We start from the raw sequence: 13,386 nt of genomic DNA, 5'->3' as shown, positions 1-13,386 counted from the left end.
CGCAATCGAGGTTAGCGTTTATGAATATAAAGTTTTTCTCGAAGACAGGACTTGCACTAGGGATCATGGCCTTCAGTGGTTGGGTATCAGCGTCTGAGTGTGGTGATGTGACGATCGCCAACATGAACTGGCAATCGGCTGAAGTGATGGCCAACGTTGACAAGCTGATTCTCAATGCAGGCTACGGTTGTAATGCCGATCTGGTGACGGGGGATACAGTACCAACCATCACCTCAATGGTCGAAAAAGGTCGGCCCGATATCGCCCCTGAAGGTTGGATCGACCTGGTTCCTGAGGTCGCCAAGACGGGTATTCAAAGCGGTAATCTGGTTCAGGCAGCGAGCTCGTTATCCGACGGTGGCTCTCAAGGCTGGTGGATTCCGAAATACATCGCCGATGCCCATCCGGACATCAAGAGTTTCGACGATGTGAAGAAGCATCCCGAACTCTTCCCGGCCCCTGACGACGCAAAAAAAGGCGCGATCTACAACGGCCCGCAAGGTTGGGGCGGCACCGTGGTAACGGCCCAGTTCTACAAAGCCTACGGGTTTGAAAAGGCCGGTTTTGTGCTGGTTGACACCGGTTCGGCGGCGGCGCTGGACGGGTCCATTGCCAAAGCCTACGAGCGCAAGGCGCCTTGGCTGGGGTTTTATTGGGCACCCACCGCCTTGTTGGGCAAGTACCCAATGGTGAAGCTGGAAAATGGTCATGCTGTCGATCCGGTGGAGTGGAAGCGTTGCAACACGGTCGCCGACTGTTCTGATCCCCAACCCAATGGCTGGCCGATCGATCGGGTATTTACCTTGACCACCAAGTCCTTCTCCACTCGTTCGCCAAACGTCATGGCGTACCTGAACAAGCGCGCCTGGTCCAACGAAACGGTGAACAAACTGATTGCCTGGATGACCGATAACCAGGCCACCGGCGAGGAAGGGGCCAAGTACTTCCTGAAAAACAACGAAGCACTCTGGCGTCAGTGGGTCACTCCCGAAGCGTCTGGCAAGATCAAGGCTGCGCTTTAAACCCTCGGGTCAATGCAGCCCGTTGCGGCATGCTGCATTGCCCCTTGCGCGCCGATAAAAATAAAAACACCCGTGTATTGAAATGACCTGCCAGCGTTCTTACGGTCTTCTACAAAAGGGGAATGTTATGGAGTGGCTATTAGGCTTTCCACATATGGAGGACGAAAGACTTCGGGCTTTGAAAAAGGCCATCGACGGTGCCTTTCGCAATTTCACCAGCACCTACGGCGATAGCTTCGAAGTTTTTTTCCAGCCGTTGCAAACTTTCCTCAATCAGTCCGAAAGGTTCATGACCACGACGCCATGGCCGATTATCATTTTGCTGGTTGCCTTGATTGCCTGGTTCGCCAGCCGCAGCTGGAAAATTGTCCTGGGTTGCGTGCTCACGCTGATGGCGATCGGGTATCTGGACATGTGGACCGACACGATGAAAACTCTGTCGATGATCTTCGTTTGCACCGTGATATCCATTGTCATCGGCTTGCCGACCGGCATTGCCATGGCCCGCTCTAATCGTCTGCAGAACCTGGTCAGCCCGGTACTCGACGTAATGCAGACTCTGCCAAGTTTTGTCTACCTGATTCCGGTGGTGATGTTACTGGGCATCGGCAAGGTCGCGGGGCTGATTGCGGTGGTGGTCTATGCTTTGCCACCGATGATTCGGCTGACCAATCTCGGTATCCGCCACGTCGATGCCGAGATGCTGGAGTGCGCCGACGCTTTTGGTTCGTCCGGTTGGCAGAAACTGAAAAACGTCCAGTTACCTCTGGCATTGCCATCAATCATGGCTGGCATCAACCAGACGATTATGATGGCGCTGGCCATGGTGGTCATCGCGTCGATGATCGGGGTTCAGGGGCTCGGGCAACCGGTGCTCAAAGCCATTTCCAACCAATACTTCACCTTGGGCATGTTCAACGGCCTGGCCATTGTAGGCATTGCGGTGATCTTCGACCGGGTCAGCCAAGCCTACGGCAGAAGATTGCAAAAGCATCTGGAGATGGTTCATGGCCACTAATCTGACCAACGATTTCGGCATCGAAATCAAGCATCTCTATAAGATTTTCGGTTACCAGGCGCAAGCCAGTATCGAGCGGGTCAAACAGGGCATGAGCAAGGCTGAGTTGCTGAGCAATCACAGTCATGTGCTGGGTTTGAAGGACATCAATATCAACATGCCCTCTGGAGGCATTCAGGTGATCATGGGGCTTTCCGGGTCAGGCAAATCGACCTTGATCCGCCACATCAACCGATTGATCGAACCCACGGCCGGCGAAGTCATCGTCGGTGGCGTGAATGTGCTCAAGATGAGCCCGAGCGACCTGCGGGAATTTCGCCGGCATAGCATTTCCATGGTGTTTCAGAAGTTCGCGCTACTACCGAACCGGACCGTGCTCGACAACGCAGTCTATGGTCTGGAGATCCAGGGATTGCCTCGTGGCAGGCAAGTAGAGATCGCCAGGGGCTGGCTGGATCGGGTTGGGCTCAAAGGTTACGAGGGGCGCTATCCCAATCAGCTGTCCGGAGGCATGCAGCAACGTGTCGGCCTGGCCCGGGCACTGGCCAGCGATGCGCCGATCCTGTTGATGGATGAAGCGTTCTCGGCACTTGATCCGTTAATCCGCATGGACATGCAATCGGTGCTTCTGGATCTGCAAAAAGAGATCAGGAAGACCATCGTGTTCATTACCCATGATCTTGATGAGGCGCTGCGCATAGGTGATCGTATCGCGATCTTGCGTGACGGTGAGGTGGTGCAACAAGGCACCCGGCAGGAGATCGTCATGAGTCCTGCCGACGATTACATTGCTAACTTCGTCAAGGAAGTGAACCGTGGCCGGGTGATCAGCGTCGAGGCAATCATGCGTCCTTTTGTTAGGGTGAAGGCCGGAACAATGCTTGCAGTGCCCATGGGGACGTCACTCGAGTCTGCGGTCAAACGACTGGTTGAAGCGGGACTCGATGAATTGGTGGTCACTGACAGCCAGGGTCGGCCTGTGGGGCAGTTGGCGCTGAAGTCGATTATTGCGACGATGGTCACCTCGACAGTGAGTGAGGAATCGCAGGTGGTTCAGCTACGAACCGCGGCGAAAGCGACACGGCTCGCCGAAGAGTAATTATCTTCGTTTTTGCCCAGTCGGTAACATTGTGCCTGGGTTTTGTCTGACGAGTTCGTGTCCCAGGCGTTGGTAAAAAATCGTGCGTCATGCACCACGTTCGATGCGATACCGTAGTAATAGTGGGACACCTGCATACGTAAATCAGGAAACAGACAACGAAGGTGGCCCGAAGCTGCAAACGGAGCCTTACACCATCCGTTGAGCGTTGTCGGTGGTGCGTGTGTCGGGGGATTTTCGTGTTCAAGGTTCTTTGTGTAATACAGTCTGCTTTGGCCTGTTGTGTTTACAAAGTCGGACCGATCAAACTGCTCGGATATTGGCTGGTGAAAACGCCATTTTTGCACGCTGCTATGTGAAATCTGAGCCCGGGTAGCCTCTGCCAAAAGTAAGGATTTCAATCTCAGGCGCGTATTTTCTGCCGTGGAAGCCAAGGTTGGCGTTTTAACAGAATCGGCCGGTTGCTGCCGGTCGCGACAAGTTGCTAACAACCCGAACCGACTTTGGCAACAGGACTGTGAGGAAGTGCCCGTGACCTAGGAAGCGCAGGGGAAGGGCGAAGAAGAGGAGAATGAAGAGGATGGTTGATGGAAGGTGCTTAGTGTGCCGAGGGTGGGAGCGATTGGCTCCATGTTCAACGGAATAAAAGCCGGCAGGTTTTTACCGTCAACGTCGCGGTAAAGCGGTATCCATTTGCGCACGAGATTGGCGTTGATGCCGTGGCCAGACGCTTGCGCACGGCCGACTCAGCATGAGTTTGGGCTGCACCAGTACCGACTCTTCCGAAGCCGATACATCGTCTTCGCGCAGGAGTGATTGAATAGCTTCACTCCGCATTCACGTTCCAGTTGGGAAATATGACGGCTGATCATTGATTGCGGTACGTCGAGTGCCACGGCCGCTTGGGTCAGTGACTTTTCACCCTTGGGTTCTCCACCCAAGCAGCCCAGGTTGACGGCTTTATGTCCGATGCAGCCTTGACAGACAAAGGCTATGACTCCGCCGCCTTCGTCAAGGCTTTTGCCGCCGGTCTCCGCGGGCTGGTGCAAGCTATCGTGGTCTATCTGATAGCTATCGCTTTGCAGGTGGAAATCAGATGGGAGTTGCTGCCGATTTTCACCGTTGCCGCGGGTGTGTTCGTCGGCTCCTGTATTTTTTCGACCTTTTCTCTGGTCATTGCTTGCATCGTCAAAACCCGTGAGCGTTTTATGGGGATCGGCCAGGTATTGACCATGCCGCTTTTTTTTGCGTCGAATGCTATTTATCCATTGGAACTGATGCCTGGTTGGTTGAAAGCCATTGCGGTGGGCAACCCGCTGACCTATTTGGTGGACGCGTTGCGCGGGGCCATGATTGTCGGCGGCAACAGTGTTTATGCCGTGAGTACGAGTTTTTTGGTGATGCTGTTTGTTTTTGTCATTCTTTTGCTGCTGGCCTCCAGGCTCTACCCAGGGTTGGCTCGCTAGCCTTGGTGGGTAAATCTCTCAGTATTGATTTCGAGCCGGTCGAGCCAATGTGGTTCGCTTGATCTACGGACTGGGCATACGCGTTGCGAGTGCACCGCTATTGCTAGGGTGTCGACGTTGACTACAGGCTGCACGGGTTGCGCACAGTGTCGAAGTCAATAACGCAAATTTTCCTGCCGTAGTCGCGCGAAGCGCTCAAGCGGTGCTGAGTCGAGCGCTTGCGCGGCGTCAGGCGCAGCACCGTCACGAATCGCTTGCCACACTGTTTGCGAGCCGATCGAATCGCGGGTCGCAGTAAGATTGAACGTGTCGGGATAGAGCGCGTGCAGTGTGGCAAGCAGCGCCAATCCCAGGCTCGCTATGGGACGTCGCGCTGGCACTGCGTCACGAGCGATGCTCACGCCATGGCAGAGCTGACCGTGCCAGGTTGACTCGGTGGGGACGAAGTCGAGCGGCTCGAAATGCGCGCCGACGTCAAGCGCATTCAGCGTGTGTGCGAGCCGAGTCGCGTCGATCCACGGTGCGCCGATCCACTCGAACGGATGCGGTGTGCCACGACCCACACTCAGATTCGCGCCTTCGAGCAAACCGACATCCGGGTATAGATCGAGCTGGGGCAGCGTGCGCAGGTTCGGCGATAGCGGCACCCAACCGAGACCGGTGTCTGCGAAGGCCATCGTGCGTCGGTACCCCTGCATCGGCACGACGCGCAGATCTGCACCAATGTGCTTGTTGCGGTTGAAAAGACTCGCCAGCTCGCCGATCGTCATGCCGGGCTGCAGCGGCGCAGGGAAATAGCCGGTGAACGATTCGTGGCGGCTGTCCAGTACCGGTCCGCCGAATCGCTGCGCACCGAGCGGATCGGGCCGATCCAGCACGAACAGCGGAATGCCACGCGCCGCTGCGGCCTCGAGAGCGTAGCCAAGTGTCGTCTCATAGGTGAAGAAGCGCACGCCAGCATCCTGAATGTCGAAGATCAGCGCATCCAGTCCGTAAAGCGAACTGGTCGGGAAGCGCCGCGCGGCGCCATAGAGACTGTGTACGGTAAGGCCCGTCGCCGTGTCGAGTGTGTCGCCGACTCGCTCGTCCATGTCGATGTTCAGCCCATGTTCAGGCGAGAACAGCGCTGCCAGCCTGACGCCTGGCGCGTGCGCGAGTACGTCGATGGTGCGCCTGCCCTCGGCGTCGAAGCCGCTGCGATTGGTGATCAAGCCCACGCGCATGCCAGCGAGCGGTGCAAACCGCTGCGCCTCGAGCACATCGATGCCGGTCTGCACCGGCCCCGTAGAGGTTGGCAGGCGATCGGCGGCACGCATCGCTGGCAATGCCGACGGCAGCAACCGGCCGATTTGCGCGACGTTCGCCGACGCGGCCCGGCTTGCCAGCAGCGCGAGCAACTGCGCACGAAGCGGGCGCGCGTCGCCGCTGTCGTCGGGGTATACGCGGTTGGTCAGGATGACGATGAATTGGCGCGTCACCAGATCGATCCACAGGCCCGTGCCGGTGTATCCGGTGTGGCCGATGATGCCAATCGGCGGCAGGCGGTCATGGTTCGGCGCGAACGGTGCCGCCAGATCCCAGCCGAGGCCGCGCCACGGCGCGGTCGCGAGTGGCGAGGCGGCAGCCGCGAGCGCGGCGATGCTCGCTGGTCGCAGAATCTGCTGGGTACCCGCGCGCCCCTCGTTCAGCATCATCTGCGCGAAGCGGGCGAGGTCGTCCGCCGTGGAAAACAGCCCGGCGTTGCCGGATACGCCGCCCATCCATTGGGCCGTCGGATCGTGCACGCGGCCGCGGCGGATGCCGGCCTTGTTGGCGATCGTCGGCGCACTGCGTGCCACTTGCCCTGCGTTCGGCACAAAGACCGTGTCGCGCATACCGAGCGGTCCGAAGATGTAGAGCCCGGCAATACGCGTCGAGCGGAAGGTGGGTGATGCGCTCGACCAGTTCGCCGAGCACCACGAAATTCAGATCACTGTAGATGACGCGTTCGCCTGGTGCGCTGCGTAGACGCTGCGCAGCGATAGCGCTCAATACGCCTTCGCGGCCCGGATGCCGTGGCCGCGCAGGCAGGTCTGGCAGCAGCCCTGAGGTGTGCGCAAGCAGGTGACGCACCGTCACCGCGTCTTTGCCGTTCGCCGCAAAAGCGGGCCAATACTGCACAACAGGTACGTCTAGGTCGATGCGGTGTGCTTCGGCCAGTTGCATGATTGCCGTGGTGGTCGCGATGACCTTGGTCAGCGACGCGAGATCGAATTCGGTGCTCAGCGTCATCGGCTCGGGGTCGGGCCTCGTCGCGCGTTGTCCAAAGGCTTGGCGATAGAGCACGTGCGTGGCGTCCCCAATCAGGACGACGGCACCCGGAACGCGTCCGGCGGCGATCTGTCCCTCGACGATCTGTGCGGCTTGCAGGCGCGCCGCCGTATCGAAATCGGCGGCGCTCGCGATCTGCACCGCCGTCGCCATTCCAACCAGTATCGCCCAGCGCTTCAGCGCACCGATCAACGGAGCGGCAAATCGGCGGCGTCGTAGTGATTGCGCGGGTTCCATAACATCCATCCATTGGTGCCAGCTGCGTCGGCAGCGGTTATCTGGGCACTGATCGCCGCCGCGTCAAACAGGCGATGGTCGAACGCATAGTCGCGAAAGGCCTGTAGCCACGGACGAAAACGCACGCCCGGTAGATGGGTGCGATGCACCGCCTCCGCCAGGGAGCGCCTGACGATCTGACCGGGATCAGTGATCGGGTTGGTTAAGCCCGGCAGCCCCCAGGTGAAACCGGACGGGTACAGCATTGGCGAAATATAGTCGAGCGGCTCGCCTAGCAATTCGATTTGCTGGCCGATCGCGGTATCGTCGAGATTCCAGCAGACGTAGCCGAAGATGTCTGCGGAAACGAATACGTTGTAGGGCGCTAGCCGTGTGCGTGCGGCCTGCAGGAAGCCGACGATTGCCGCAGTCCGGTTGGCCCGAGTGTTCGGCAGGGCAAAGCGTAGCCCGCTCTTGTCGGGAAAGCGCACATAGTCGAACTGGACCTCGTCGAAGCCCATCCGTGCCGCCTCCTCGGCGACATCGAGATTGTGCTGCCATACGTCGTGCGAAAACGGATCCATCCATTGCAGGTTCTCGCGATCACGCCACGGCGTGCCTTCTGCGGTGTGCACGCTCCACTCCGGATGCGCGTCGGCCAGTGGGTCGTCCTTGAGTACCACGATGCGTGCGATCAAATACAGCTGTTGCGTATGCAGCCTGGCAAGCAGCGCCGGAAAGTCCTGTTCCTGTGCTGCGCGCGTGGTTACTCGGGCCGCCGCGCCAATTGCCTCGCGCGCCGCACTGCGATAGGGCGTCAGGCCGCGGTCGCCCTTGACGTCGATGACGAGTGCATTGATCACGGTGCTGTCAGCAAGGCTGACGGCCTTGTTGCGCAGAGTCGCGCTGGTCACGCCGAACACCGACAGATAGACCGCTTTCGGGCGAAACGGGGTCAGCGTGAGCATCACGGGCGTTTCACCGGACACTTTGGCCTCGGTACGCAGATACCCTGGGGCGCGGGCCGCGACGCTCTCGGCCGAGTGAGCGGTCTCGAACCGGCCGTGTTCGTCGGTTCGCGTCACACCGGCCGACGTCGTGATGATCGCGCCGGCAAGTGGATTTCGCGTACTCGAGTCGAGCACAACACCGGTGACGGCCAGGGCGCCTTGCTCGGTCAGCAGGGCAGTGACGGCCAGCAGCGCCGGGATCGCGTGTCGCCTGAATACGCGGATGAAGGTCATCGTGCGTTCCCCGCTGCGGGCATCGGCAGTGAGTCCGGTTCGCCGAGCAAGTGCGCGAACGCCCTTGTGCCGTAGGCATCGGTCATCAGAAAACGTGGCAATGCGAGCAGCCGCGCGTGCCGGTCTGCCTTGTGCGCGTCCAGTGTGACGGCGACGGTGTAACCCTCTTCGGAGGCGAGCGCGATCAACTCGTCGTCGTAGATGCCGAACGGCCACGCGAGCATGTCGACATGGGCACCGGTTTGCGACTCGATACGTTGACGCGATTTATCGAGTTGTGTGCGGACGAATTGCTGGAAATCCGCCTGCGTACGGTGTCGGCGCTCGACGTTGAAATTGGGATGCCAGAACGTATGCGACTGGATGTCAATGAGCCCGGTCTGTCTCAATGTACGCAATTGCTCCCAGGTCAGCGCATAGGACGCGTTCGAGATTGCCGATGGATAGATAAACAGCGTGACCGGAAACCGCTCGCGCAACACGACGGGCAGCAGTTTGTCGAATACCGAACGATGCCCGTCGTCGACGGTGATCGCCACTGGCTTCGGCGGTAACGTCGCATTGGGATCCCGCAGCCAGCCGACCACCTCGCGCAGCGGCACGATGTGGTAGCCATGCTCGCGCAGGACACGTAACTGGGTTTCGAAGGTGCTCATGCGGACGGTCATGGAGTCGTCCGCCGTCTCCGAAAAACGGTGGTAAACGAGGATTGTGACGCGCGATTCGGCGCTCTGAGCAGCTTCGTCCGATCCCCAGGCAAGCTCGCAGATGCACACCAGCACGGTGTACACCAAAAGCCGGATCAAGCGGCTCATATAAGCAACCCGGGGTCCGTGGTTGGCGCCAGCAGGATCGGGCGGAACGCGGGGCTACCGTCGATACACGCCATGGTTTTTTCGTACATATCTGTACTCCTGCGTGAGTCATTTTCACCCGCGTTGCGTGTCTCGCGAGAGCGAGGCGTATCCAGTGTGCGTTGAACGCGCATCGTCCTTCTGATGCAGATCAATGTCGCGCAACGTGGAGCCGCTCAGGTTGGCGCGAGTGCTAGACGAAACGAGGGGAGAGGCTGGTCCCGCCTTGATTTGATCTAAATCAATGTTGAATCGTCGTTGGCGGGCGACGTTGTGAAACGACACTATTTGAGGCTTGCCAACATGAATATCAACGACGCGATTTTGGGGCGCCGCTCGACACGGGAGTACACGACAGAACCCGTTGGTGAACAAATCATTCGTCGATTGATTAACGCCGCAGCCCATGCGCCCAGCGCGGTAAACCAACAACCGTGGACGTTCACGGTGATACGCGATCAAGGACTGCTGGATCGAGTCTCGCGCGAAGCGAAGGCCTGCATGCTCGCGACGATGCCCGCAGCAACCCAGTCCGAGCACTTTCATTCAATGCTCAATGATCCAAATTTCCAGATCTTCTACCACGCGCCGGCACTCATCTTGATTTCGGGGAACACGCAAGGTCAGTGGGTCGTCGAAGACTGCGCATTGGCTGCCGAGAATCTGATGCTCGCCGCGTACGCTGAAGGGCTAGGCACCTGTTGGATCGGTTTCGCCCAAAGTTTTCTTAATACACCGGAGGGGAAGCATGCACTTGGTCTTCCCGCCGAGTGGAAGCCGGTTGCGCCAATCATTGTTGGCCACCCGAAATCCGTGCCTGTCCCCGTTAAGCACAAGGAGCCAGAGGTCCGCTGGATTGGCTGACCAGGGCGACGCGTTATGGGGTCGTTCCCGTCAATAGGTCGCATCACTAAGTGCTTCAGGCAGTGGCTATGCTGCTGCCTTATACAGGCTCACACTTTCGCTGTGCAGCCATGATGCGATGGTCCTGCGGGGACATGCCATAACTGCGGCTGAAAGCGCGGGTAAAGTCCGAGGCGCTTTTGAAGCCCAGGCTGTAAGCGATTTCAATAACCTGCCGATTGGGGTATCGCACCAATTCGTCTGCTGCTTCACGCAGTCGGCAATTACGGATGTAGCGGCCCAATCCGCCCTCATGCTGGAACAGCCGATACAGCGTATGGCGTTGCAATTGTACCGCCGACAGAACGCTCTCCGGTGTCAACCAGGGTTGATACAGGTTGTCTTGCACATAGCGTCTGGCTTTGTCGAACATTGCGCTACGCGCCGCCGCCCTGACGTTGCCCCCCAGTTTGGCCTGTTTGGCAAATGCGCCGAGCATTAACTGAATGCCGATATCGAACGCTGTCGTTGCTTGATTTGGATTCATGTTTGGCAGACGTTTCGAGAGTGTCGCGACATGCTCGATCATCAGTTGGGTAAGTGGTGTTGTATTGGCGAAGACGCGGCCATGGATCGACTCTGCGTGTGGTAGCGCGGCGTCCACTATCGGTCGCGGTACGAAGAATGTCAGTACCCGACAATGGCTTCGGTGCATTCTTATCGGTTGGTTCATGTCCATGGCGACAATGCTGGCCTGAACGGGGTTGCGGCTTTCAAGGCCCCCGCCCTGAATAGAGTCAATACCGCCCTCGGTGAACACTTGGAAAACGTAATCCCGGACGCTGTCCGTCGAGATGCGTGCGACCGAGCGATCAAGCAGCAAGGCGTCACTCGAGCAATCGGTGAACAGTCGAGCCCCTAACGTATAACGATCGATACAGCCGTTAAAAGGTGACTCGACTGACTTGGACGAGGGCAGTGCGTCAATGACGTGCCCAACCCGACGGCGCCAGGCCAAAAACTGATTGGAGACTGGCTCCGCGCTGACATTGAAGTGATCGGGAGCCTGGCGTGCACCGAATGGGAGTTGAAGCGATTGAGTTGACGCGAGACTGTTCATAACTTCACTGCTGACCAGTAGATCAAGGTTTGCATCGATAACCGGACCGGAATGGCGCCCATTGAATGTAGGCCGAGGTTTCATTTAGGCAGCCATTATCGCTGTACGGACCCGTGCGTACCTGCTTTTTTTCAGCGCTATGAAAGTTTTTCCGCTTTCGCTACAGGAACCCCATGCTACTCATACGGTATAGGGGATACCGCATAGGCTAAAAATAGTTCAAAAACTGCAACGCACGGTCAAGCTGTACAAAAAAAGCCTGATAAGTTCCGTGCAGGTTCGTATTTTAAAACAGTTATTTTTATTTGAGTTTGTCAGGTGTTTTTTTTGCACTGAATAAGGGCGACAGTCTTTTTTTGCTCTTCGGTGGTGCGCTGTTAAAGACGCGGCGCAGATCAATTCAGGTGTTCACCTGATGTTGCCGACGGGGGTGTCAGCGCATTCTTGTCCGGCGGTTTAGTCGGCGGCCATCGCACGCTCTTAATGGGGCGTTGGGTCGAGTGAGTTGACATCTATTTGATTAATTAGTCATTGGAAATAATGCCTTAAGTGCAGCAGTGATCTGGGCATCGACAGCAAAGTTCTTTTGCGTGCATGACGGTGTATCAAGCGGCATATCGATGTAGCAGGAATGACGGATGAGTTGTCTCGATCAGGAGTTGGGTTCGTTTGCGATCAGCGTGGCCAGTCCGGCTGGCGCCAATCCTCGAGAAGGCGCTGCCTTTTCGCTGGCGCAAATTGAAGTTGAAAAGCTGACCAATATTCATGCCGAATCCGGAGTGGACTGGCAGAAAGTGGCTGACACCTGCGCAAAAGTTCTTCGCGAGGAAGGCAAGGATTTCAATGCTGCGGTCTGGTTGTTGTGTGCCTGGACCACGCTCAACGGTATAGCTGGCCTTGCGACCGGGGTACACGTACTGCGCGAAATGCTCGAGCAGTACTGGGACACGTTGACGCCACCACCAGCCCGATTGCGTGCTCGGCGTAACCAGGCCGAATGGATGCTCGAATGGCTCACGGCGAAGGTCGAAGAAAGCTTCGAACCGGTGCCTGGCGATCAGTTGGCTGTCTTGCTCGAAAACTGGGACGCCATCGATCGTTTTTGGCGCGACAAGGACGCTGACGGTCCGAGTTTCTTTGCGTTGCGTCGACGGTTGTCACAACTGCCCGTGCAGGCCAGCGCCGAGCCAGCATTTGTTGCGCCTGAGCCTGTTCAGCCGGTCGAGTCTATCGCCGTGGCAGTACCGGTTCCGCAGTCTACTTCGGTACCCGGCAAGGCACCGCCGACGCTTGCTCCGGTCCATGTATTGGACAGCTTTGAAAACGATGAGGCGATTGAGAGCGCCGTAGACGCTGTGTTTGCGTCGTTAACGCCGCTGGTAGCATTTTGTCTCGACGCTCGTCCGACGTTGCCGTTGCTGTTTCGCCTGAACCGACAGTCGGCCTGGACCACCTTGCAGCAGGCTCCGCCCGCGCAAGGCAACACCACACGTATTCCTCCACCTTCGGAAGCCGAACTGCAGAGTTTCAGCCGGTTGCAGAGCGCTGGCGAGCCGCTGGATATTGTGCGTTTTTGCGAAGGCCGGCTGAACACGTATCCATTTTGGCTTGACCTTAATCGAGCCAGTCATGCAGCGCTTTCGCGCCTCGGCTCAGGCTCCCTGGCCGGGCTTGCGAGCCTTTCCCTGGAGACTCGGCATTTTCTGGCACGCCTGCCGTCGCTGGTCGAACTCACCTTCGCCGACGGTCAGCCGTTCGCCGATGGGGCAACGCGTAGCTGGCTCGAAGGGTTGGCCCCGGCGGTCAGCGCTGGGGCTGGGGATACTGTGCAAACGCTGATTGACGGTGCAGGGCGAGAAGCCGCTGACGGACGTCTGAACGATGCATTGGCCAGCCTGCAAGCGAGCCTGCGCGAGGCCGGCAGTGGCCGCGACCGGTTCCGTTTGCGCCGTGCCCAATGCGAGTTGCTGCACCGTTTCGAGCCCCGTGCCCAGTTGCGAGTGGCCCTGGATGTATTGCTGCAAGAAGCAACGGAGCAGGGGTTGGATCGTTGGGAACCGGATCTGGTTCGGCCTTTATTGGAACTGGCGTTGGTTCAAGAGGATGGCGGTTCAAAAACGGTATGGGCGCAGCAGTTGGCCGCCATGGATTTGCCCGCTTTCTGGCGTCTGGCCAGTCCACAGGCAAGTTGAGT

Annotated in this window: 11 protein-coding genes and 1 pseudogene; 6 read left to right on the top strand and 6 right to left on the bottom strand. The window is 58.2% G+C overall.

From position 1 onward, the window contains the following. Positions 1-20 precede the first annotated feature (20 nt). The 3 genes from ACVBEG_RS13310 (at position 21) to ACVBEG_RS13300 (ending at position 3,139) form a co-directional block, all read left to right on the top strand. The gene (locus tag ACVBEG_RS13310) at positions 21-1,022 is read left to right on the top strand and encodes an ABC transporter substrate-binding protein (RefSeq protein ID WP_323566465.1); all 1,002 of its coding nucleotides are present in this window, start codon (positions 21-23) and stop codon (positions 1,020-1,022) included. 154 nt (positions 1,023-1,176) lie between these two features. Then, complete coding sequence (locus tag ACVBEG_RS13305; protein ID WP_407074621.1) at positions 1,177-2,040, top strand: ABC transporter permease; 864 nt, start codon at positions 1,177-1,179, stop codon at positions 2,038-2,040. Continuing rightward, a complete protein-coding gene (locus ACVBEG_RS13300; protein ID WP_322178821.1) occupies positions 2,030-3,139 on the top strand; it encodes a quaternary amine ABC transporter ATP-binding protein in 1,110 nt (369 codons plus the stop codon). The genes ACVBEG_RS13305 and ACVBEG_RS13300 overlap by 11 nt, the downstream gene beginning before the upstream one ends. 746 nt (positions 3,140-3,885) lie before the next feature. Here ACVBEG_RS13300 and ACVBEG_RS13295 read toward each other — a convergent pair. After that, positions 3,886-4,080, bottom strand: coding sequence for a helix-turn-helix domain-containing protein (locus ACVBEG_RS13295; RefSeq protein WP_323568262.1), 195 nt, complete (start codon positions 4,078-4,080; stop codon positions 3,886-3,888). A 21-nt stretch (positions 4,081-4,101) separates the two neighbouring features. On the opposite strand from ACVBEG_RS13295, the gene ACVBEG_RS13290 reads away from it, so the two are divergent. Beyond that, on the top strand, positions 4,102-4,605 hold the full coding sequence (locus ACVBEG_RS13290; protein WP_447107831.1) for an ABC transporter permease: 504 nt from the start codon (positions 4,102-4,104) through the stop codon (positions 4,603-4,605). A gap of 155 nt (positions 4,606-4,760) precedes the next feature. On the opposite strand, the gene ACVBEG_RS13285 is transcribed toward ACVBEG_RS13290, so the two are convergent. From ACVBEG_RS13285 to ACVBEG_RS13270, 4 genes and pseudogenes are all read right to left on the bottom strand, one after another. Then, a complete protein-coding gene (locus ACVBEG_RS13285; protein ID WP_447107830.1) occupies positions 4,761-6,479 on the bottom strand; it encodes an exo-beta-N-acetylmuramidase NamZ domain-containing protein in 1,719 nt (572 codons plus the stop codon). Positions 6,480-6,561: 82 nt separating this feature from the next. Continuing rightward, positions 6,562-7,068 (bottom strand): annotated as a pseudogene (locus ACVBEG_RS13280) (serine hydrolase domain-containing protein); the annotation flags it as partial. Positions 7,069-7,103: 35 nt separating this feature from the next. After that, positions 7,104-8,375, bottom strand: coding sequence for a putative glycoside hydrolase (locus ACVBEG_RS13275; protein WP_447107829.1), 1,272 nt, complete (start codon positions 8,373-8,375; stop codon positions 7,104-7,106). Beyond that, entirely contained in the window at positions 8,372-9,190 is an 819-nt protein-coding gene (locus ACVBEG_RS13270; RefSeq protein ID WP_447107828.1) for a polysaccharide deacetylase family protein, read from the bottom strand. The genes ACVBEG_RS13275 and ACVBEG_RS13270 overlap by 4 nt, the downstream gene beginning before the upstream one ends. A 342-nt stretch (positions 9,191-9,532) precedes the next feature. Between ACVBEG_RS13270 and ACVBEG_RS13265 the strand changes: the two genes are divergently transcribed. Further along, a complete protein-coding gene (locus ACVBEG_RS13265; RefSeq protein WP_322216812.1) occupies positions 9,533-10,093 on the top strand; it encodes a nitroreductase family protein in 561 nt (186 codons plus the stop codon). 79 nt (positions 10,094-10,172) lie between these two features. Here ACVBEG_RS13265 and ACVBEG_RS13260 read toward each other — a convergent pair whose 3' ends face one another. Next, positions 10,173-11,276: a helix-turn-helix domain-containing protein gene (locus ACVBEG_RS13260; RefSeq protein ID WP_323568261.1), complete on the bottom strand. Its 1,104-nt coding sequence runs from the start codon at positions 11,274-11,276 to the stop codon at positions 10,173-10,175. 554 nt (positions 11,277-11,830) lie between these two features. On the opposite strand from ACVBEG_RS13260, the gene tssA reads away from it, so the two are divergent. Then, positions 11,831-13,384, top strand: coding sequence for a type VI secretion system protein TssA (tssA, locus tag ACVBEG_RS13255; RefSeq protein WP_323569101.1), 1,554 nt, complete (start codon positions 11,831-11,833; stop codon positions 13,382-13,384). Positions 13,385-13,386: the final 2 nt, after the last annotated feature.

It is taken from the genome of Pseudomonas sp. GG8 (assembly GCF_052976945.1).
The sequence above is the reverse complement of the archived record's forward strand: the minus strand, read 5'-3'. Positions and strand labels throughout refer to the sequence as shown.